Raw genomic sequence first — 21,131 nt, forward strand, 5'->3', positions numbered from 1 at the left:
AACCGATTTTACGGCGGCCGAACGGACGGCGGGCTGCGGGACGGAGCCGCGGCGAACGGGGCGAAAAACGGGAGATCTTGCCTGAACGGCATCTCCCTTCGTTTAAAACATTGCCCCGGAAAGAGGGCATGGAATCTTCGATCGGGAAATTGTATGGTAAAAGGAGAGGAAAATATTTTCCGTCATTCGGGGAAATAAAATCAAGAAAGGGATGGGAAAGATGCAAGTGATCGACCTGCATTGCGATGTTTTGCTGAAATTGTCCCAAGGGAAGGGAAAACTGCGATTCAGGGATTCCAAAGAGCTGGACGTGAATTTCGAGCGGCTCCGGAAAGGGAAAGTGAAAGTCCAGTTTTTCGCCGTCTTCCTTGAGCCGGAGATCCCGGCGGAACAAAAATTTGTCGAGGCCCTTAACCAAATCGATTATTTTTATGAAGAAGTTCTAAAGAAAAATCCGGAAATGAAGCATATTAAAGAATGGGCCGACATTGAAAAGCTGAAGGAGGGCGAGATCGGCGCGGTCCTGACGCTGGAAGGGGCGGACGCCATCGGCAATGATTTGATGAAGCTGCGGACCCTTTACCGGCTGGGCGTGAAATTGGTCGGTTTGACCTGGAATTTTGCCAACTATGCCGCGGACGGCGTGATGGAAGAACGGGGCGGGGGCCTCACCCGGTTTGGAAAAGAAGTGGTCCGGCTGAACAATGAGCAGAAAGTATTTACCGATGTCTCCCATCTGTCCGAAAGGGGATTTTGGGAGGTGATGGAATTGGCCGACTATCCGATCGCCAGCCATTCCAACGCGAAATCGCTCTGCAATCATCCCCGCAATCTGACGGATGAGCAGGCGAAAGCGTTGTTCCAAAAAGGCGGGATGGTCCACGTCGTTTACAATCCCCCCTTCATTAAAGAAAGCGGCAACGCTTCCATCGGTGACCTGGTCCGGCATATCGACCATTTTTGTTCCTTGGGCGGAGTGAAACAGATCGGGTTGGGTTCCGATTTCGATGGGATCGAGAAGAAAGTGAAGAATTTGGAGGATGCCTCAAAAACCCAGAATTTAATCCTGGCGCTTTTGAAATACTATAAGGAAGACGAGGTCAAGGGATTCGCCTATAGGAATTTCCTGGAACATTTGCCGAAATGAAGCGGGACGGGCGTTTCCATCATGTAACCATGAAATTTTGTTTTTTTTACAAAATGTCCTAAATTTTTGTCCGAACGTTGGTTTATTTTCATTTAAAATAAAAATGGGCTTTCCAAAAGAAAAAACGATGGAGGGAAAGAGAAATGAAAGCATTAACATTCGTTGCCCCGGGCAAGAAAGAATTGGTGGAAAAGCCGAAACCGGAAATCCAAAAACCGACGGATGCCATCGTGAGAATTACGAAAACGACGATCTGCGGCACCGACCTGCACATCCTGGCCGGCGACGTCCCTGCCGTGACGAGCGGCCGTACGTTGGGCCATGAAGGGGTCGGGATCGTGGAAGAAGTCGGCGAAGGCGTGAAAAACTTTAAAAAGGGCGACCGCGTCCTGATTTCCTGCATCACCTCCTGCGGAAAATGCGAAAACTGCAAGAAGGGGCTGTATGCCCACTGCGAAGACGGCGGCTGGATCCTCGGCCATTTGATCGACGGGACGCAAGCGGAATATGTCCGGATTCCCCATGCGGACAACAGCTTGTACCACATTCCGGAAGGAACCGATGAAGAAGCCCTCGTCATGTTGAGCGATATTCTGCCCACCGGATTTGAAATCGGCGTTTTAAACGGAAAGGTGCAGCCCGGACATACGGTTGCGATCATCGGGGCCGGCCCGGTCGGGATGGCTGCGCTGTTGACCGCCCAATTCTATTCACCGGCGGAAATCATCATGGTCGATTTGGATGACAACCGTCTGGAAGTGTCCAAAACCTTCGGTGCGACCCATACCATTAACAGCAGTGACGGAAAAGCCGTGGAAAAGATCATGGAATACACCGGCGGAAAAGGCGTCGACGTGGCCATGGAAGCCGTCGGCATCCCCGCAACCTTCGACATTTGCCAACAAATTTTGAAACCGGGCGGATATTTGGCCAACCTCGGGGTCCATGGCAAACCGGTCGAATTCCATATCGAAAAACTTTGGATCTCCAACATCACGCTGACCACCGGCTTGGTGAACACCACCTCGACGCCGATGCTGCTAAAAACGGTCCAATCGAAAAAATTGCGACCGGAAAAATTGATCACCCATCGTTTTGCCTTTAAAGACATTATGGAAGCTTATGAAATCTTTGGAAATGCGGCAAAAAATAAAGCCTTAAAGGTCATTATCTCCAACGATTGACCAGGATGAACTCTCGGCGAAGGGAGCGGACGTTTTCCGCTCTCTTTTTAATTGCGAGGCTTGTTTGGTGGCGCGGCCGGACAGCAGGAACTCCGTCATGCCGCCTGCGGGCTCCCGGAATCGCCGCGGGACTGGGTACTTAATATTCAGCCGCCCGCAATTTGAAATAGCGGACGGCGAACCGCCGCCTCACTGCAGAAAAAGGGAAGAGGGCCAAATCTGCCAAAGGCACAACGGGCCCCCGATTGGGAAGGAGAAACCTGCCAACATAGGGTCGAAGGCTGTCCGCAATGATATGGCTCCCCTTAAGGCAGACAGGTTGCAAAATAAAAATCTATACGTTCTTAAGAGGAGTTTTTTATCTAATAATCATTGCGGGATGGCAAAAAAACTGCCGGACGTCATCGCGGATACGTACCGAGTTTTTGTCCAATCATTGAGGGACAGCCCCTTCATTGGGTGCATATCCCTCCGTTATGCCCGGGGACTGCCGGCCCCGATGGCGGCCATGCCCTCCGGCGGGCCGGTTTTGCCGCGGGACGCTTCCGCCGCTTCATCGGCAGCCGGCTCTAGGCCGTTTTTCCCGCTTTCAACAACACTTTGTTGCCCGTCAGGAAAAATCCCTGCAGGAACAAGACCAAGCCGGTTCCGATCAGCAGCCATTCGATCCTGATCATGTCCGCGACGGGTCCGAAAACGAGCATTCCCAACGGCATCATTGAGGTTGAGATCATCGTGAATATTCCGAACACTCTTCCCAAAAAGTCGCTTTCCACTTTTTCCTGCAATAAAACGGTGGCGGGCGTATTAAAGATCGGCAACGTCACCCCGAGAATGCCCATGAAAAGTAAATAGATCCAGAAATACGGAATGACGCCGAGGGCAAATGTGCAAATTCCGAAGATAAAAGTGGCGAGGGCCATCGTATGGGTCCTGTTTCGGAATCCTCCCCAATAAGCCATGAACGCTCCGCCCAGCATCATGCCGATGGAGAAAACGACTTCAATGGCCGTCAGCCGCCAAACATCGTCTCCGAAACTCCGGGCGACTTGCAGGGGAGTCAAGAAGGAAACAGGGGCGATCAGGAAAAAGAATATCGCGAAAAACAGAAAAAACTGTTTTAAAAAATCGTGTTTTTTTATAAACAGGATCCCTGTCCGCATGTCCCGGAAATAGCCGACTTTCTCCTTGAGCCGGGCCTTTTCATGGACCGGGACGTGCAAATAAGTGAGCAAAATGAAGATGGCGATCGCGGCGGTTATCACATCGATAAAGAAAATGATTTCAATGGATGCGACCGTCAGCAGCGCCCCGCTGACCATGGGCGCCACGAGGGTGACGAGGGCTTGCATGCTCCCGTTTGCGCCGTTCGCCTTCGTCAGCTTATCTTCCGGCACGATTTGCGGCAAAATCGCCCCTACAGCAGGATTTTGCACGGCCGTTCCGACTGCCCGGACAGCGGATATGACGAAAAACAGCCATAAGGCATCATATCCCGCCAAAAAAAGAACGGCCAACAACAGAGTGACCATGGCGATCATGGCGTCCGCCAGAATGATAAGCAGTTTCCGGCTGTACCGGTCGGCCCATACCCCGGCGAATGGGGAAAGGAAAAAGGTCGGGAGAAAACCGCAAATGATGTAGAGGGTCATCATAAACCCGGATTTGGTATGCAGGGTGATATACCACATGATCGCATATTGGACCAAAGCCGAACCGAAGAGGGATATCGTTTGGCTCCCCAGAAAAAGGATCAGGTTCCGTTTCCAATGATTCATTTCTTGCCACTCTCCTTTTACTTAACGCGCATTTTCCCTGACGTATCGGTTGCGCTGGGAGAACAGAATTTTAGCATAATTTTTAAGAAAAGAAAAGGAATCCCATTTTTTTAGCCGTTTCTATATACATTCCCGGCCGGATATGATATACTTCCTTACAAATTGATCATCATGCGATTGCCATAACTACTAGGGGTGCCCTTGGTGAGGGCTGAGAGAAAAACGGAAAGTTTTTCAACCCTTCGGACCTGACCCGGGTAATGCCGGCGTGGGAAAGTAGTTATTCTTTTCCGCTATTCGTTCGCAAACCAGGTCCCCAGGGATGCTGGTTTTTTTATTTTATTTGAAAAAGGATGGCTGAACCGGTATTTCTTTCGCAAAGCGATCCGCCGTTCTTTTTATCCTGGAGGAGGGGGAAAACGATGGATGCCCGTACCGTATGTGCGTTGCTCAACAGGATTCGGGAACAAAAACCGTTGATTCACAATATTACCAACATCGTCGTGGCGAATTTTTCCGCCAATGGCTTGCTGGCCCTTGGAGCCTCTCCCTTTATGGCTTCTTCCGAAAACGAGGCCGCGGAGGCCGCAAAAATGGCGGATGCCCTTGTCTTGAATATGGGAACGGTCGATGAAGCGATTTTGAAGGCGATGGTCAAAGCGGGGCGATCCGCCAATGCCCATGGAACCCCCGTCATCTTTGATCCGGTCGGCGCAGGGGCAACCCCTTACCGAAAGTTTGTCGCTAAAAGCCTTCTGGAAGAGCTGAAAATGACGATGATACGGGGCAATGCGGCGGAGATTTCCCAGCTGATCGGGGAACAGGGGGAGGTAAAGGGGGTCGATGCCGGAGATTTAAAAGGAAATCCGGCCGAATGGGCAAAAAGGGCGGCGAAACAATGGCAAACCGTGGTCATTGCGACCGGCAAAGATGATGTCATATCGGACGGTTCCAAAACCTTTCTCGTTCATAACGGACATCCCATCCTGACGCAAGTCACTGGAACGGGCTGCCTGCTGTCCGCCGTTGCCGGCGCTTTTGCCGCCGTCGAAAAGGACCCGGTAAAAGCGGCCGTATCGGCGGTGGTTTTTTACGGCGTTGCAGCGGAGATCGCAGCGGAAAAGAGCGGGAAACAGGGACCGGGCAGCTTCCAAATGGAATTTATCAATCAATTGGCCCTTGTTTCGGAAGCGGAAATTCTCCGACACGGTTCCTTTGAACAAATCGAATGACTTCGGGCAGGGGCAGTGCGGAAGGCAATTTCGGTCGCCGACGCCGCTTACTGATGGGATAAAGGCCTTCCTTGGCTTGAATCGGACACCAGGGGGAGACCGTCGGCGTATCCAATCCGGGGATGGGCAGGCAAGGGGGAATAGGGCGAAATGAATGATCATTTTTCAACCGATGCGGGCAACCCCAGTTTTGCAAAAGGAGGGATGACCGATGAAAAACGTTTCGAAAGCGTTGACCATCGCGGGTTCGGACAGCGGCGGCGGAGCGGGGATACAAGCAGACTTGAAAACGTTTCAGGAATTAAACGTATACGGCATGTCCGTGTTAACCGCGGTAACCGCTCAAAATACATTGGGCGTCCAAGCCGTATATCCGATGACGCCGGAAGCCGTCCGCCGACAAATCGATTCCATTGCCCAAGACATGGGAACCGACGCTTTGAAGACCGGCATGCTTTTCTCCGCTGAGATTATTGCTGCCGTGGCGGAAAAAATTCGCCAATACCAATGGGAAAAAGTGGTCGTGGATCCCGTCATGGTCGCCAAAGGCGGGGAGACATTGTTGGAATGGGAAGCCGTGGACAGCTTAAAAAACGATTTATTGCCGTTGGCCTGCCTGGTTACGCCGAATATTCCGGAGGCCGAAGTATTGACGGAAATGTCCATTCAAACGATGGAAGACAAAAAAGCCGCCTGCCAAAAACTGCACCGTCTCGGGCCCAAATGGGTGCTGATCAAAGGGGGGCATGATCGGGGGGACGATCAGGCCACCGATATCCTGTTCGATGGAAAGGAATTTTTCACATTCCAAAGCAAAAGGATTCCCACAAAAAATACCCACGGCACCGGATGCACCTTTTCCGCGGCCATTACGGCTGAGCTGGCAAAGGGAGCGGAGGTGCCGGATGCGGTGTCCGCGGCGAAAAAATTTATTGCAGCCGCCATTGAAAACGGCATCAAAATCGGCAAGGGGCATGGCCCGACGAATCATTGGGCGCATAGACTAAAAGGGGATGAGTCCAATTGAAGAGAATGAATGAAAAAGCATTGCGGGAAGCCTTGAAACTCTATTTTGTGATGGGGAGCGCGAATTGCCGGGAAGAACCGGCCGAAGTTTTGAAGAAGGCGATAGCCGGGGGAATTACAATGTTTCAATTTCGGGAAAAAGGAAAAGGCGCTTTGACGGGTGCCGAAAAATTCGCATTGGCGGAAGAGCTTCACTATATTTGCAAAAAGGCGGGCATCCCTTTTATTGTGGATGACGATATTCCGTTGGCCCTTGCGTTAAACGCGGACGGTGTGCACATCGGGCAAGAGGATGAGCCCATCGAGCGGGCGCGGGAAAAAATCGGTGACCGGATATTGGGCGTATCCGTCCATCGTGCGGAAGAAGCCAAAGCGGCCATTGAAAAGGGGGCGGATTATCTTGGGGTCGGACCGATTTTCCCGACGAAGACGAAGGAAGATGCCCGATCGGCCATAGGTACGGGCCTCATCAGAAAATTGCGTTCGGAAGGATACACCATTCCGATGGTGGGCATCGGCGGCATTCAACCGGAAAATGCCGCTTCCGTTATGGAGGCCGGCGCGGACGGAGTCGCCGTCATCAGCGCCATCAGTGCGGCCGAGAATGTGGTCCGGGCGGCGAAAACATTAAAAAAATGCGTATTATTGAAGAGCAAAAGGTAAAAAGCCGCATCGGCCGGCGGAATGATGGGGAAAAGCCGTTATGTCATCCTGACGCTTTCCCGCCGAGCCGGATGAAACAAGCGGGAGGTTGTTCATGTCAATATCCCGAGACCGGGTCCGGGATTTTTTTATTCCGCCCGTGTTCACATGGGAAGATATGTCGATGGGGCCGCCGGAGACATTATCTGCCGGATGAAATCGGCGGGGGATCCGGGGTCAAACGGGCGGAAAAACTTCCTGGGGATATGAATGAGATGTTTGCGGAACTCCGAAGCAGGGGGCTGCTTGGCTGGCTGTAAAGCTGTCCGCGCGGTTCCATCCGGATGCCAGGACGCCCGTCGGGGTGCGGCGGGCGAGATCGTTTACGGGTGAAAGGATAATGGGGGATCTTTTTCAATGATTGCCGCCGGTATTGAAACCTTACTGGAATCGGTACTAGTGGGAAATATCCGTCGCTTGATGCTTGCGGCATGACTGCGCCTGAGACGGGTCCAAAAACCGCATCCGAAAATCTTGATACAAACTTGTACAAAAAAGGGTTGCAAAGGAAAAGGGATCGATGTATAATAGTCCTCGGTTGAAATTTTAAGAGAGTGCGGGGCATTAGCTCAGTTGGGAGAGCGCTACGCTGGCAGCGTAGAGGTCACCGGTTCGAGCCCGGTATGCTCCATCAAGAAACCCTAGAGCCATGAAGGTTCTAGGGTTTTTTTGCTGATTTTAGGCAAAAGCGAAAATAGCTATCGTTATATTAAGTGCGGGAGATCAGTTTTTTGCAGCATGTCATCAGTATCGAAGGCCGTTGGCGAATAGTTGGAGATTTTCAAATTTCCGTCTTTTTTTTTCAATCATGCAGATACAGATAAAATTCCGACAACGGAAAATACTCTTCTTCGAAGTAGACAGTATCATCAATTTTTATGATAAAATCTCCCTCAACATATAGAGCGTTGAGCACCTCACTCCCTCCTTTATTGTTAAAAATTTACAAATGTTCCTATAGTATGTCAAATAGAAAAGCTGCCGCCCTCCGATTTCCCGATTCCTTCCCTTCTTCCGATGCTTTCGATTATAATAGTCGGTGAGTCGGACTTACAGGTAGGGTAACGTACAGCCAAGGAAAGGAGCGGCAATCATGGACAGGCTCAAACAATTGTTGCGCCGGATCGATCAAAAAGGGTACAAGGCGTATAAAACGATCGAAGGCCGTTATTCGTTTCCGAAGTATACCTTGTCCATCGACCATGTCCAAGGGGATCCCTTCGCCGAGCCGTCGAAAGTCCGGGTGATCGTGCCGCGGGAGAAAACGGCCCTGGCGGAGGAATGGACGAATACCAAAATCCGCAAAATCCGCTGCGAAGATCTGCTTGCCCGCCGGGTTCATGCGGAACTGCGCCAAGGGGTGAGCAGGGTGCGGGGGTCCGGGAAGAGCGGGATCGTCTCCATCGATGCCCCGAATCAAAAGGTCCTCGAACGGACGGCGGTGCAGATCGGTTCCGATTCGGTCACCGTTTGCCTGTCGGTCGGGCTTCCCGCCAGCGGCAGACGGATCTTGGGCCGGGAAGCGGAAACCATTTTTTTTGAGCAGATTCCCAAGGTCATCGACCGGGCGGTGTACGGACTGAGAGAAGAAGAAATCCGTTCCGCCGTGCGGCTGGCCGATCAGCAGCAGGCGATCCGCCAATATTTAAAGGAAAATGGACTGGTCGCCTTCGTCGCCAACGGCTCGATCCTTCCTCGGGAAAGCGGGGTAAGCGACAAGCCGTTGAAAAAGGGGGCCGTCCCCTTCCAAAGCCCGCCGGAACTCGAGATCGCCATTCCCGTTCCCGGCAGGGAAGAACCGTTGAAAGGAATGGGAATCCGAAAAGGCATTACCTTGATCGTCGGCGGCGGTTATCACGGCAAGTCGACGCTGTTAAAAGCCCTCGAACACGGGGTGTATGATCATGTGGCCGGTGACGGGAGGGAATACGTCATTACCGACAGCGGGGCCGTCAAGATCCGCGCGGAAGACGGCCGCAGCGTGGCCAATGTGGATATTTCCCCGCTGATCGGCACCCTCCCCCATGGGAAAGAGACCGTGCATTTTTCGACGGAAAACGCCAGCGGCAGCACGTCCCAGGCGGCCAATATGATCGAAATGGTCGAAGCGGGGGCGACCGTATTTTTGATCGATGAAGACACGAGCGCAACGAATCTCCTGATCCGCGACGGGCGCATGCAGGAGCTGGTCGCGAAACGGTCGGAACCCATTACCCCCTTCATCGACAAGGCCCGTCAGCTGTTTGACGATTACGGGATTTCTTCGATCCTTGTCGTTGGCGGATTGGGGGATTATTTCGAGATTGCCGATTGCGTCATCAAGCTGGAAGAATATGTTCCCGCGGACGTGACGGCGGAAGCCAAAAAGATCGCCGCCGCCATGCCGTCGGGAAGAAAGGCGGAAGGAGGAGCTTCCTTCGGTTCCATCCGCGAGCGGATCCCCCTGCCGGAAAGTTTGAACAGCATGAAGGGGAAAAAACCGAAGGTTACGGCGCGGGGACGGTATGTCATCCAATACGGGCAGACGGATCTCTTGCTCCAGGCGCTGGAACAATTGGTCGATGACAGCCAGACGAGGGCGATTGCCGCCGCCCTGTACTACATGGAACGGAACGGCTGGCTGTCGAAAGGGAAGACGATCCGTGAGCTGCTCGATGCCATGGAGGAACAATGGGACCGCGCGGGACTGGGTTCCATCTCCACCCGCAAAGGACATCCGGGGGAACTGGCCCGCCCCCGCAGGCTGGAACTCGCGGCGGCTTTGAACCGGCTGCGCACCCTCCGGTGCGGGTAAAGAGCGGGGTCTTAAACGACCCGGGTGATGAATCCGGGATTCCTGCTCAAAAATGCCAGGTATTGAATGAAGGCCTTGCCCGATCCGTACAATGAATTCTTTTGAAGCTTGCCAAGACGTGTCCACAGCGATAGGTTCCGTCGGCTGCGACGGGAACGTCCCTTTGCAATGGCGGAACTTCCCTTACCTTCGATTTTGCACAATTTGGAAGGCGCTTTTTGGGAAGTCTTTGGTTCCTGCCTGCTTTGCGGCTGCCTCAAGGCCATATTATGGGCCTGGGGCAGTTTTTCTTTGCTTTTTTTCGGATTCTTATTTCGAAAGCAGATCATTGGCCGGATCCGGCCTAGCGCCGGAACGGGGATCGCCGCGGCTTGCCTTCCCATCATGGGCCGGCTCACGGATCACAAAGGTGACTTCTTTTGGATGCGGTGAATGGAAATTTTAAAAAAATACCCTGCAGACAACGCAGGGTATTTTCACGGTTTGAAAGGACTGCCGGGTGAATTGATGTTCGGCTTTGCGTTTTTCCATCCCGCCGGCGCGTTAAAAAATCCCCGGCCCGAACAGGCCCCGGCCTCCGAATCCAGAGTAACCACCGAATCCCGGGTATCCTCCGTATCTCGGCCTGGCAAATCCATGGTGGACAACGACATTTTTCGTAAAGGGACGGACGATGTTTCTCGGAACGTCGACAACATTGATCCGGTTAACCCTTACAACCGGATGGATGACCGGGACGGGACGGCGGACAAAACGGTCATTCACCACATATTTAGGCGGACAAACGATCGGATGCACACATCTCGACAAAGGAAACTCACCTCCTTAAATAGTAAATGTTTGATCGCCATTTTTTGAAACGGACAAATAACACAATTGTAAAAACAAGGGGATATTTTCGATGAATTTTTTTCGAATAGGAGGGTCGGCGGAGCATCCGTCGGATCCTTCCGCCGTCGGGAGCAAGTCCGGGAACGGGATTTCAGCGGGGAAAAGATGAAGGGGCGTCCGTAAACCGGATCCTGGATTTTGCGCCGTTTATTGATTTTGCGGGAAATGGTCGGGGGGTCCGGCCGATCGGAGGGCACGCCGGTTTTTCGACCGATTGTCCGCAGGTTGGCATGCCCGCCGGTTTTTCCATGCGCTACGGACCTGCCGGCGCCGGAGCGTCGGTCTTTCAAGTCAAATGCCAATAGGTTTTCCTTCCGTTGTTCAAAACGAGGGCCTTGCGGGGGACCTGGGCAGACAGCAGGAACGCATTCAACAGATCCACAGAAGATCCTAAAGCGTTCAGGAAAATGAAAAATTCGAATGCGGGAGACAGCCGTACGAATCCGCCCAGGATGAAGGGCAGGATGACCGACAAAAGGACGAAGGGCGCAAAGGAGATCCATACCGCCCGCCGCTTCGTGAGGATTTCCTCCGTGTAAACATAGCCGCCGAACCACGCCAAGCCGAGGTACGTTTTATCCGAGCGGATGAAATCCGGAATGAATGCCAGATGAAGCAATTCGTGGATAAGAAGAAAAACGGGCAGAAAAAGCAATATCGGAAAATTGATGGTCACTTCCAAGGTCCCCTTGTCCAAGCCTTTGATCTGCCATATCGAAAAAAGAATTTCCTTCAGGAGTCCGAAGCATGTTTTCCCCGAATGGAAAGCCATCAACCCCAGGGAAATGGCGCCGCTTGCGATCAAAAAGGGCAGGGAAAGGAAGAATCCCGTCCACGCGCCTTCCGGCTCTTTCAAGGGCACCCAGCCGCCGGCCGCCAACTGCCGGTCTTTTTCTTCATTCCCTTTCGGGATTTTAAAGGAAATTTTCAAGAACGATCACATCCCGATCCATTTTTCCATTGTCTTGTGACCCATTATAATACATCCTGCGGCATCGGAGAATGCGAACCGCAAGAATCTTTGCTCCGGTGCGTGCGCGGCGCTTCGGACGGGGGGAGAGGAGTGGCGCTCGTGCCGGACGAATGAAAGAATTCGCCACCCGACCCTCTCCCGTTCCCAACATCTGGTCCCCACGGGAAAAACCGGCCGTTTGCCGGCGGCACGAAAAAGAAAACAGGAAATCGGGGGAGGTTCGCCCGGAAGGCCGGCAGTCCAGGCGGAGGTCCTATCGGGAGAGGCCGTCGGCAGCGGAAGTTTTGTCCGGAATAGCCGCAGGCGAAGGCCCGGTATCCTCAACCGCCGTCTGGCGGAGGAAGAGGGGCTTTCCCCTTGACATCATTTTGACACATAACCATGGTATAATGATCGGGAGAGTTGAAGCGAAGCGCGTGTTGGGCTGGTGATCCGATGAAGACGATTCTGATCGTGGAAGACGAGTATCCGATCAGCCAAGTGCTGTCGGCTTATCTGAAGCGGGCGAATTTCCGGACCGTGCAGGTTTTTAGCGGCGGCGAAGCCCTGGAAAAATTTGAGGAGATCAAGCCCGATCTGGTGATTTTGGACGTGATGCTTCCGGGTAAAAGCGGCTGGGATATCTTAAAGGAAATCCGCAGGAAAAGCGATTGCCCGGTCATTATGCTCACTGCCCTCGGCGATGTGAATTACCGGTTGACCGGATTCAATGAAGGCGCGGACGATTACATCCCCAAACCTTTCCACGGCGAGGAGGTCGTCGCCAGGGTGAAGGCGGTGCTGCGCCGGAGCGAAAACGCCTCAAGCGGTCCGGTACGCCGGTTCGGCCGGCTGGAGATCGACCATCAAGCCCACCGGGTCACCCTGAACGGAAAGGAAATCGCCCTCACCCCGAGAGACTTGTCGGTTTTGCTGTTTCTGGCCGAACATCCGAATCGGACGTTCACCCGGGAAGAATTGATCGAACAGATCTGGGGCTGGGAATATGATGGGAGCGACCGGGCCGTGGATCTTTCGATCAAACGGATCAGGAAGGCGCTGAAAGACTGGCCGAAAGAAGAAGGGGAAATTAAAACTTTACGCGGATTGGGGTATCAATTCAGTGTTTACCAGAAATAAAAGCAAACGGATCCCGTTGCAGCGGTATTGGACGACCCGCTATTTGCTCACCCTCATCGTCGGTTTGATCGCCATTGCCCTCGTATCCGCCCTTTGGATCCGGCATACGACGCTCCAGCACCGGCTCAAGATGATGGAGCTCATGGCGGAGGAAATCGCCAACCGGATCGTCCTGTTCAACGACGGTTCCCTCGGCTTGCAGGGGGAAATCGGGGGTATCATGAGAGGACCGGGAATGGCCTTGGAAGGGGATCCGTCTTTTTACATTGCCGATGCCCGGGGAACGATTTTGTACAGCAACCGTCCGTTGGGCCCGGCGGAAAGGCGGCTCCATCCCCTGATTTTAAAAAGCGATGAGGAAGTGCAGAAACTGGAGCTGGGGTCATCGGGCAGTTTTTATGTCGTAAAGAAGAAGGCGGAAGTCGATTCCTACGTATTGGGATGGGTGGTGTTCGCCGCCCCGGAGGAAAATTTGGTGAAGGTCAATCAGGAATACGGACAGCTGCTCATCATGATCACCGGTCTTTTGCTCCTCGGCTGGGCGGCCATCTACTTCCTGTCCAAAAGATTGTCCAAACCGATTAAAGAAGTGGCGAAGGCGGCCCGGCAGGTGCAGGAGGGAAATTATGACATCGAGCTCCGGGACGATGCCCGGGAAGAGGAAATCCACGACCTGATCCATTCCTTTAAGGAAATGTCCAAGCAATTGCAGCAGCTGGAAAAACTTCGCAATGAGCTCTTGGCCGGCGTCACCCATGAATTGAAAACCCCGGTCACTTCCATCAGCGGCCTGCTCCAGGCCATCGCAGATGGCGTGGTCACCGGGGACGAGGCGAAGGAATTTTTGCGGATTTCGTTAAAAGAAACCGCCAAAATGAAAAAGATGGTGGAAGATCTGCTCGCCTTCAATTCCTTTGTTGCCAACGCCGTCCCGATCCAGAAGGAAATCCGGTCCCTCAATGAGCTGGTGGAAGAAATCGTCCGCCAATGGGAGTTGGTGCAGGAGGAGGATACGGTCGAAGTCCGCATCTTTCCCTTAAAAGAGGATGTGAGGGTGGACACGGACCCGATCCGCCTGCAGCAAATCTTTACCAATTTGTTGAACAACGCGAAACAGGCGATGGACGACGGCGGGAAAATCGATATTCGGCTGGCGGCGGACGACCGCCATGTAACGGTCGATGTAATAGATACGGGAAGCGGCATTCCGGAAGAAGAACAGCCGTTCATTTTTGAAAAATTCTTCCGGGGAGAAAGCAAAAAATACAAAGTGGGCGGACTAGGCCTCGGTTTGCCCTTCAGCAGATTGATCGCCCAAGCCCTCGGCGGGGATTTGGAATTGGTGGAAAGTTCAAAGGAAGGGACAACTTTCCGGATCACGCTGCCGAAGGCTTAGCAATGCGGTTTCCCTCCGGCCGGCAAATGGGGTTTCCCGCCGTGCCGCAGCGTGAATGAAAGCATGGCGGTTTTGCCGCAAGAGGGATGGTCTTTAAAGCCGGTACCGGAACGTCCTTTGACGTTTTTTCCGGAAGGCAAAGCTGTGGCCGATTGGCGGGCTTTTGAAGATGTTTTTGCCGGACGGGTAGCCGTTAAAGGCGGTCCGGAAGGGAAGGCGGTTGGCGCCGTTGGTGCCGAGAAGGTTAAAGCTGGTGCGGAAGCTGTTATGGAAGGCTGCCGGCACCTGAATCTAGAAAGGGGGATTTTCCGATGGGATTCGGAAAATCCTTTCTTTTTTCGCTGCCGCACGGCGAAAAGGCCGGTGGAGCGGCTTTTTCCGCCGGTTCAAGAACCGCGGAATTCGAGCCTTGAGGCCGGATTTTGCCGCCGGAACGGGCGGTTGCTTTTTTTCGAAAAAATGGATTTTGACATATTCCTGACATATTCGTCGTTTACAGTAAAGCTGTGAACAAAAAGATGGCATGCGGATTCATCCGAACCCAAAAGCGAGGAGGGTGAAAAATATGGCAGATCAAAACTTCGAAAACGAAAGAAAGGAAACCGGTAAGGATCGTTTCAGCCCAAAAAGCCCCGGGGAACAAGCGGAAGTTCCGGCGGTGGAGGCAAAAGAAACGCCCGAATTGAGCCGGGATCATGCAAATCCCGGCTCCGCGGCAGGAACGGCGGAAAGGAACGGGACCGGTTCGCCGCAGGAGCCGGAAGGAAAGAGGGAAATCGGTTCACCGGCGGGACGGGAAGGGGGTGACGGCGGTTTTGCGGATGAAAAGGCCGCCGCGGAAGGAACCCTTTCGCCGGAAGACCCGGAAACAGGAACAGGGACCGGCGCGTCTGAAGAAACTTATGTCGAAGACGGAAAAGCTGCGTCGGATAATGCGGAGGGCGGAAAAGGAAACGGGGAGCCGTCCGGCGTGGGGGTTCCGGATGCGACGGCGGTTCCGGAAAATCTAGCGGAACCGGCAGGAAATTCTGCGAAAAAGGGCCTGCCTCCGGGAGAAAAAATGGAGGAAGAGGGGAATCCCGCAACCGGCGGGCCATCCGTTTCAAAGGATTCGGCGGTCGAAGGAACGGGGGAAACCGCCCGGCCGAAGAAGAGGAAGGGAATCTGGAAGGGACTGCTTCAGTCATTCGCCGCCGCCATTGCCGGTTCGGCCATCACCTTGGCCGCGGCGGCCCAAATGGACCTTTTCCACCCGGATTCCTCGGCGAAGGATTCATCCGAAGCCTCGCAAAAGGCGAGCGTTTCGACGAGCGGCGGCAATTCTTCGCTGAGCGTCGATCAACTTTCCACGACGGGCAGCACGGTGGCCGATATCGTGGAAAAAACTTCGAAGGCCATCGTCGGCGTCGTCAATCTCTCCAAACAAAATCAACGTTTTCCGGGGGAAACGCTGGAAAGGGAAAATGGGAGCGGCTCCGGTTTCATTTATAAAGCGGCGAAGGGAGAAGCCTACATCGTGACAAACCATCACGTCATTGACAACGCCGACAAAATTGAGGTTTCCCTGTATAACGGAAAAGTGTTGACCGCGGAATTGGTCGGGAGCGATGAATTGACCGATCTCGCCGTATTGAAAATAAAAGGAAACTTCGACATCACGCCCCTCTCCTTCGGCGATTCGGATCAATTGCGGGTGGGCGACCCGGTATTGGCCATCGGCAACCCCCTCGGGCTGGAACTGTCGCGAACGGTCACCCAGGGCATCGTCAGCGGCGTCAACCGGTCGATCACCGTGGGTACGTCTTTGGGAAGCTGGGACGTGGATGTCATTCAAACGGATGCGGCCATCAATCCGGGAAACAGCGGCGGTCCGTTGATCAACCTGTCCGGAAAAGTGGTCGGGATCACCAGTCTGAAGATTTCCCAAAACGGTGTCGAGGGGCTCGGTTTCGCCATCCCGAGCAATCAGGTCGTCAAAATCGTCAATGAACTGATGGAAAAGGGACAGGTCGTAAGACCGTACCTGGGGGTCGGACTGGCCGGCATTAACGAAATTCCCCCCTACTATCAGGAAAGCCTGGCCGGCGACGTTTCGGAAGGGGCCGTCGTCCTTTCCGTCGACGAAACGTCACCTGCGGCTAAAGCGGGAATCCAAGTGAAGGATATTATCGTTTCCATCGACGGGAAACAAGTGAAGGATGCGGATGAATTGCGGAAATATTTATACAACGAAACGTCCCCGGGCGACACGGTTACGATCAAGTTTTACCGCGACGGACAATTGCGTTCGGTGAAAGTCAAGTTGGCGAGCACCGAGGAAAGGTCGAACGAATGATGGAAGGCCGGTTGGCGGATCGGAAGGCATGGCGGTGTTCCCTTTCCGATTGCCCGGAGGACCGCTGAAAATGGCTGCCGCCGGGTTTTTCACCGAGTGACGGAGATGGGTCGCGAGGGGGATAACAAGAACCGGGGTGTCCATTTTGGCAGACGGAAAAAAGCGTTCGGTCCGGTTTGACGGGCATTTTCCGCACCGATGGGGAAAAGGAAAAGGAGAATGCCGTTGCCTGCATTCCCGAGAAAATTTTTCGCTTCGGGCGATTCCTTCCCGAACCGGAAGAGATTCATTACGAAGGATCCGTCTCCCGGACCGGGAGGCCCCCTCCCGGCGGATCCGCCTGCCGCCGCTATTACGGTAGGAAAATCTTCAACCATTCCGAACCGGAAAAGATTACGGGCACAGAGGAACGGAACCCGGGCGGTTTTGAAGCCGATTCCGAAAAACACTTCGCGGTAATGCTGATTTCTTAAACTTAAAAGAACCCGGATCCGCCTCTTATTTGTTTGCAAAAAACACCTCACGGCATTGCTGATTTGTTTAACGCCGGGGAGCGGCTCTCCCTCTTATTTGTTTTCGGAAAACACCCCGCGGCATACCTAATTTCTTCAACATAGGGGAGCGGCTCCCCGCTTGTTGCTTTGCGAAAAAACACCTCGCGGCTGTCCCTTCACTCGGGCGAAGCGGAAAACAGGGTCGCATGTCTGGCGCGGCTGTGGAACTTCCTCGGGCCGGGTGCTTAAGGTTTTTGTGAAACGGGCGGCCGGAGAAGGCTGCGGCGATCGGGAAGGGGAGGTATTCCCTTTCCGGCATCGGACGTATGCGGATGGGACAGGAAAAGGGCAGAAAATTGGCAGGCGGAAAAGCCCTGTTTCCGGTCCTTTCATCTCCGGCCGTTTTTTGTCTTATCTTTTCAGCGTAACGCCGTGGCTTTCCCGTCAAGGGATGGCGGGGGAAACGGAAAAGGTTTGGCGAAAAAACATCCCCTTCCCCGAAAGGAATACTATTACATGTATAGAAAGATTTTTTAAAGGGGAGTGGTTCGTATGGTCAAAGTTTTTCTGGATCCCGGCCACGGCGGAAACGATCCCGGCTCTTCCGGGAACGGCCTGAAGGAGAAAGAGGTTACTTTCAAGATTGCCCAAAAGATCGAGCAGATCCTGAAAAACGAATATGAGGGCGTTTCCATCAAGTGGAGCCGAAAGAAAGATGAAACCGTATCTTTAAAGGAGAGAACCGATCTGGCCAATCAATGGGGCGCCGATCTGTATTTGGCGGTTCACGTGAACGCCGGGGGAGGCACCGGGTTCGAAAGCTATGTCTACTTGCAGGTTCCGGTGAGGACAAAATCGGTGCAGGAGGACATTCACCGGGAAGTTTTGAAGCGGTCCGGTTTCCGGGACCGGGGGATGAAACAGGCGGATTTTCACGTGCTCAGGGAATCGAAAATGGATGCGGTGCTGACGGAGAACGGCTTCATCGACAATCCGGATGACGCGGCGAAATTGAAAGATCCCGCCTTTCTTGAAAAAATTGCCCGGGGCCATGCGGAAGGGATCGCCAAGCATTATCGGCTGGCAAGGAAAGCAGAGGGCAAGGAAGACGGTAAGCGGCAGGAGGATCCGGGAAAATCGGAGAAAAAAAGTTTGTACAAAGTTCAAATCGGGGCCTTCGAAGATTTGGAGAACGCCAAACGGCTGGCGGAGCGGGCAAAGCAGGCGGGTTTTGACGTGGCCATCATAAAGGAATAAAAAGCGGACGCGGCCGGTTTTTACGAATTCAAACCGAAGGCGTGAACTCCACGGTTTTTTCCGGCGGAAAAAGGGGATGGGAAGGAAGATGCCTGCCTCCTTTTTCCGGGGCTTTTTGCAAAGATACGTCCGGCGTCTTCCGTCAAGTTTTTCTATGGAAATCCGGGGAAATCTCCGGTGTTCCTTCTTCAAACCAGCAAGATCCTGCGTGTCCGTCGGCGCAAACGCGGCCAGCGAGGGGAAGATAAGGAATGAGTGTTCGGCTTGCCGGCAAGATCGACAAGCTTTTTTCTTCGGGATCAGGCCCCGGCGGCGAAAAGGCGTTAACGCTCCCGGAGGGGGGCGTTCGCTGCCGGATGCCGCCGTTTCCGGCGGGGCGCGCCGCAAAACCATCTTGGCGGAAAATCGGTATGCTTTTCAGAAAGATTCCAACAGAAAGGAAAATCTCCGCCGGTCATTCAAGGCAACAGAGGGTCCGGTGCGCAAAGACCGGACGGGAGAAATCATGCCGAGGGTTACTGCATGCTTTCAATTTCCACCAATTCCACCCCGGGCATTGCGGAAAACATATGGTAAACTTCCGTTATTTTCAATTCGCGGCTGATGCCGATTTTTAAAGAGATGAGATGTTTTCCTTCCTTCAAATCGCGGATCCGGATCCGCTGGATGGAAAACCGGTTCTTTTTCAAGGAATCGATGATCTGTTCCAAAAAGCGGTTCTCGGAGACGGTGATTTCCAAGGAAATATCTTTTTCCCTCAAAGCCTTCGGCCCGATCCGGGTCATCAATTCCGGCAAAAATTCCACGCTGATGATGAATAAAATGACGCCGGCGATCGCTTCAAAATAAAAATTTGCACCGACGGCAATGCCGATTCCCGCGGCACCCCAAATAATGGCGGCGGTCGTCAAGCCGGAAATTTTGTCATTGCCCCTCCGCAAGATGACCCCCGCGCCCAAAAAGCCGATGCCGGAAACGATTTGCGCGGCCAAACGCAAAGGATCCATCGTAATATTGACATCCTCCGAACCGGCCGCTTTGTACGCGGATTCGATGGAGACGACGGTCAGCAGGCAGGATACGATGGAGATGATCAAACAGGTTTTCAAGCCGACCGGTTTGTGTTTCATCTCCCTTTCCAGGCCGATGATTAACCCCAAAACGGCGGCGATGACGAGCTTGCCGAGGATTTCCAAATCGAATTCCGTCAATGTTCTCCCTCCCTTGTCCGTTTATTTTTCTTCACATATTTTATATAATTTTATATAATTGACTGAAAATGGCAACCGATATGATTCGGGCGCTTTTTTTCAGAACAGAAAAATCATCCCGACGGGCGGATGATAAAAGAAAATCCGGGGTATGGAACGTGAGGAATTTGGAAATGAAAACGCAGTCGGAAAAGCCGGCGGTTAATCCGTATCTGGTTATCGCTTTCGGGGTTTTCTCCGTTTCGACGTCGGCCGTCCTGGTCAAGTTGTCCGAGGCCCCTGCCGGAGTCATCGCCTTTTATCGCCTGTTTTTTTCCGTTTTGCTCATGCTGCCTGTAATATTAACAAGAAATCTCAAGGACATTGGCGGGTTTTCGCTGAAAGATCTTTTCCTTTCCGCCGTATCGGGGATCTTTCTCGCATTTCATTTTATCTTATGGTTCGAGTCATTGAACTATACGTCCGTGGCCAGTTCCACGGTGCTGGTTACGCTTCAGCCGCTGTTTTCCTTTGCCGGGACCTATTTGCTGTATAAAGAAAGGATTACCTTCCGGACGATTGTCAGCGGAATGGTCGCCATCTTTGGGAGCATCCTGATCAGCTGGGGAGATTTTAACATCAGCGGGGAGGCGCTTTTCGGGGACGTTCTGGCCTTGATCGCCTGCGCCCTGATCACGGGGTATTTGCTGTTCGGGCAATCGGTCCGGAAAAGGGTATCCCTTTTTCCTTATACCTTCGTGGTTTATTCCATCAGCTCCGTCACCCTTTGGATTTATGTGTGGGCGAACGGCCAATCTTTTTACCCGTACAGGCCTCAGGACTGGATCTATTTTCTCTTGCTCGCCGTTTTTCCCACCCTTTTGGGACACACCTTATTTAATTGGTCCTTAAAGTGGGTGAGCACCAATGTGATTTCCATGGCGATTTTATTTGAACCGGTGGGCGCGGCCCTTTTGGCGTTTTTTATATTGGGGGAAACCTTGAAATGGACCCAGATCATCGGGGGACTGATTGTCCTTTCGGGATTATTTCTTTTTTCCAAAAAATAAAGGACAGCTGGCGAATTTCTTTTCCAAACATAAATCTCCCGTAACGGCCGGCCGCGGACCGATGAGCCCGGTACCGCGCCGTTCTGCCCGCGCAGAGAGGGAGGGCGGGCGATTTTTTTGCGGACGGCTAGTACATAGCCCGCAGAAGATTAGGAAAAAATTATATTGAAAACATTTTGATCCGATGATATAGTATACATGCGGACGAGGACGGCAAGCGCCTTGTCCGGGCAGGAAATAGTGAAATAGAGATGTCAAGCGTCAGTGAAAATGTCATACTAACGCGTCAGTGAATATGTCACTGATATATTTACTTTGACCTCAGTTCATTCAAGCCGGTTTCAGTTCCTTTGAATTCGTGGGCCTATATTTGCGCCAAGGATGATCAGGTCCTGGCTTGTACGATTTCTTTTCTGAGCTCTCCTTTTTCTTTTCAGGAGTTTTTGCCGCTTTGTTCCGGGTTGCTTCCATCAAGGGGTAGGGCTTACCTTTGTACCAGACAAACAGTCTGCCATCCAGCGTTTTTCGGACTTCCACCGGCGT

General features: G+C 53.0%; 15 protein-coding genes, 1 tRNA gene, 1 pseudogene and 1 riboswitch. Of the genes and pseudogenes, 12 read left to right on the top strand and 5 right to left on the bottom strand.

Going from position 1 to position 21,131, the window contains the following annotated elements; genetic code table 11:
• Positions 1-220: 220 nt before the first annotated feature.
• Both A3EQ_RS0111245 and A3EQ_RS0111250 read left to right on the top strand, forming a co-directional pair.
• Positions 221-1,147 carry a dipeptidase gene (locus tag A3EQ_RS0111245; RefSeq protein WP_020155285.1) on the top strand — a complete coding sequence of 309 codons (927 nt, stop codon included), beginning with the start codon at positions 221-223 and terminating at the stop codon, positions 1,145-1,147.
• 143 nt (positions 1,148-1,290) lie between these two features.
• On the top strand, positions 1,291-2,331 hold the full coding sequence (locus A3EQ_RS0111250) for a zinc-dependent alcohol dehydrogenase family protein (RefSeq protein WP_020155286.1): 1,041 nt from the start codon (positions 1,291-1,293) through the stop codon (positions 2,329-2,331).
• A 569-nt stretch (positions 2,332-2,900) separates the two neighbouring features.
• On the opposite strand, the gene A3EQ_RS0111255 is transcribed toward A3EQ_RS0111250, so the two are convergent.
• Positions 2,901-4,109 (bottom strand): MFS transporter, encoded by a 1,209-nt coding sequence (locus A3EQ_RS0111255; protein WP_020155287.1) that lies wholly within the window; start codon positions 4,107-4,109, stop codon positions 2,901-2,903.
• A 181-nt stretch (positions 4,110-4,290) separates the two neighbouring features.
• Positions 4,291-4,401: riboswitch (TPP riboswitch) on the top strand.
• A 130-nt stretch (positions 4,402-4,531) separates the two neighbouring features.
• On the opposite strand from A3EQ_RS0111255, the gene thiM reads away from it, so the two are divergent.
• The 4 genes from thiM (at position 4,532) to A3EQ_RS0111280 (ending at position 7,700) form a co-directional block, all read left to right on the top strand.
• Positions 4,532-5,341 carry a hydroxyethylthiazole kinase gene (gene thiM, locus A3EQ_RS0111260; protein WP_026499908.1) on the top strand — a complete coding sequence of 270 codons (810 nt, stop codon included), beginning with the start codon at positions 4,532-4,534 and terminating at the stop codon, positions 5,339-5,341.
• Positions 5,342-5,552: 211 nt separating this feature from the next.
• Positions 5,553-6,368, top strand: coding sequence for a bifunctional hydroxymethylpyrimidine kinase/phosphomethylpyrimidine kinase (thiD, locus tag A3EQ_RS0111265; protein WP_020155289.1), 816 nt, complete (start codon positions 5,553-5,555; stop codon positions 6,366-6,368).
• A 5-nt stretch (positions 6,369-6,373) separates the two neighbouring features.
• Positions 6,374-7,030 carry a thiamine phosphate synthase gene (gene thiE / locus A3EQ_RS0111270; protein WP_040369372.1) on the top strand — a complete coding sequence of 219 codons (657 nt, stop codon included), beginning with the start codon at positions 6,374-6,376 and terminating at the stop codon, positions 7,028-7,030.
• A 597-nt stretch (positions 7,031-7,627) separates the two neighbouring features.
• Positions 7,628-7,700, top strand: a tRNA-Ala gene (locus A3EQ_RS0111280).
• 171 nt (positions 7,701-7,871) lie between these two features.
• On the opposite strand, the gene A3EQ_RS23300 is transcribed toward A3EQ_RS0111280, so the two are convergent.
• Positions 7,872-7,985, bottom strand: a complete 114-nt coding sequence (locus tag A3EQ_RS23300) for a DUF7878 domain-containing protein (protein WP_020155292.1) — start codon at positions 7,983-7,985, stop codon at positions 7,872-7,874.
• 177 nt (positions 7,986-8,162) lie between these two features.
• Here A3EQ_RS23300 and A3EQ_RS0111290 point away from each other — a divergent pair, with 177 nt between their 5' ends.
• Positions 8,163-9,863 carry an ABC-ATPase domain-containing protein gene (locus A3EQ_RS0111290; protein WP_020155293.1) on the top strand — a complete coding sequence of 567 codons (1,701 nt, stop codon included), beginning with the start codon at positions 8,163-8,165 and terminating at the stop codon, positions 9,861-9,863.
• Between the two features lie 1,177 nt (positions 9,864-11,040).
• Here the strand turns inward: A3EQ_RS0111290 and A3EQ_RS0111315 are convergent.
• On the bottom strand, positions 11,041-11,685 hold the full coding sequence (locus tag A3EQ_RS0111315; RefSeq protein WP_020155297.1) for a DUF3267 domain-containing protein: 645 nt from the start codon (positions 11,683-11,685) through the stop codon (positions 11,041-11,043).
• Positions 11,686-12,162: 477 nt separating this feature from the next.
• Here A3EQ_RS0111315 and A3EQ_RS0111325 point away from each other — a divergent pair, with 477 nt between their 5' ends.
• The 4 genes from A3EQ_RS0111325 to A3EQ_RS0111360 all read left to right on the top strand — a co-directional run bounded on the left by A3EQ_RS0111325 (position 12,163) and on the right by A3EQ_RS0111360 (position 18,328).
• Positions 12,163-12,846, top strand: a complete 684-nt coding sequence (locus A3EQ_RS0111325; protein WP_020155299.1) for a response regulator transcription factor — start codon at positions 12,163-12,165, stop codon at positions 12,844-12,846.
• Positions 12,830-14,242 (top strand): HAMP domain-containing sensor histidine kinase, encoded by a 1,413-nt coding sequence (locus A3EQ_RS0111330; protein WP_026499909.1) that lies wholly within the window; start codon positions 12,830-12,832, stop codon positions 14,240-14,242. Before A3EQ_RS0111325 ends, A3EQ_RS0111330 begins: the two co-directional genes overlap by 17 nt.
• A 565-nt stretch (positions 14,243-14,807) precedes the next feature.
• Complete coding sequence (locus A3EQ_RS20960) at positions 14,808-16,577, top strand: trypsin-like peptidase domain-containing protein (protein WP_020155303.1); 1,770 nt, start codon at positions 14,808-14,810, stop codon at positions 16,575-16,577.
• A gap of 1,046 nt (positions 16,578-17,623) precedes the next feature.
• A complete protein-coding gene (locus A3EQ_RS0111360; protein WP_020155306.1) occupies positions 17,624-18,328 on the top strand; it encodes an N-acetylmuramoyl-L-alanine amidase in 705 nt (234 codons plus the stop codon).
• A gap of 515 nt (positions 18,329-18,843) precedes the next feature.
• Here the strand turns inward: A3EQ_RS0111360 and A3EQ_RS0111370 are convergent.
• Positions 18,844-19,539: an MgtC/SapB family protein gene (locus tag A3EQ_RS0111370; protein WP_020155308.1), complete on the bottom strand. Its 696-nt coding sequence runs from the start codon at positions 19,537-19,539 to the stop codon at positions 18,844-18,846.
• Between the two features lie 173 nt (positions 19,540-19,712).
• Between A3EQ_RS0111370 and A3EQ_RS0111375 the strand changes: the two genes are divergently transcribed.
• Positions 19,713-20,588, top strand: a complete 876-nt coding sequence (locus A3EQ_RS0111375) for a DMT family transporter (protein WP_026499910.1) — start codon at positions 19,713-19,715, stop codon at positions 20,586-20,588.
• Positions 20,589-20,918: 330 nt separating this feature from the next.
• Here A3EQ_RS0111375 and A3EQ_RS22800 read toward each other — a convergent pair.
• Positions 20,919-21,131: pseudogene (locus A3EQ_RS22800) on the bottom strand (ISNCY family transposase); the annotation flags it as partial.

Origin of the sequence: Caldibacillus debilis DSM 16016, assembly GCF_000383875.1 — a bacterium.
In the GTDB taxonomy this organism is placed as follows: domain Bacteria; phylum Bacillota; class Bacilli; order Bacillales; family Caldibacillaceae; genus Caldibacillus; species Caldibacillus debilis.

Excerpts from the sequence above, each read along its gene's own strand:
- A3EQ_RS0111290 (WP_020155293.1), top strand. The coding sequence starts at position 8,163 with ATGGACAGGCTCAAACAATTGTTGCGCCGGATCGATCAAAAAGGGTAC.
- A3EQ_RS0111375 (WP_026499910.1), top strand. The coding sequence starts at position 19,713 with ATGAAAACGCAGTCGGAAAAGCCGGCGGTTAATCCGTATCTGGTTATC.
- thiM (WP_026499908.1), top strand. The coding sequence starts at position 4,532 with ATGGATGCCCGTACCGTATGTGCGTTGCTCAACAGGATTCGGGAACAA.
- A3EQ_RS0111250 (WP_020155286.1), top strand. The coding sequence starts at position 1,291 with ATGAAAGCATTAACATTCGTTGCCCCGGGCAAGAAAGAATTGGTGGAA.
- thiD (WP_020155289.1), top strand. The coding sequence starts at position 5,553 with ATGAAAAACGTTTCGAAAGCGTTGACCATCGCGGGTTCGGACAGCGGC.
- A3EQ_RS20960 (WP_020155303.1), top strand. The coding sequence starts at position 14,808 with ATGGCAGATCAAAACTTCGAAAACGAAAGAAAGGAAACCGGTAAGGAT.
- A3EQ_RS0111360 (WP_020155306.1), top strand. The coding sequence starts at position 17,624 with ATGGTCAAAGTTTTTCTGGATCCCGGCCACGGCGGAAACGATCCCGGC.
- A3EQ_RS0111255 (WP_020155287.1), bottom strand. The coding sequence starts at position 4,109 with ATGAATCATTGGAAACGGAACCTGATCCTTTTTCTGGGGAGCCAAACG.
- thiE (WP_040369372.1), top strand. The coding sequence starts at position 6,374 with ATGAATGAAAAAGCATTGCGGGAAGCCTTGAAACTCTATTTTGTGATG.
- A3EQ_RS0111325 (WP_020155299.1), top strand. The coding sequence starts at position 12,163 with ATGAAGACGATTCTGATCGTGGAAGACGAGTATCCGATCAGCCAAGTG.
- A3EQ_RS0111245 (WP_020155285.1), top strand. The coding sequence starts at position 221 with ATGCAAGTGATCGACCTGCATTGCGATGTTTTGCTGAAATTGTCCCAA.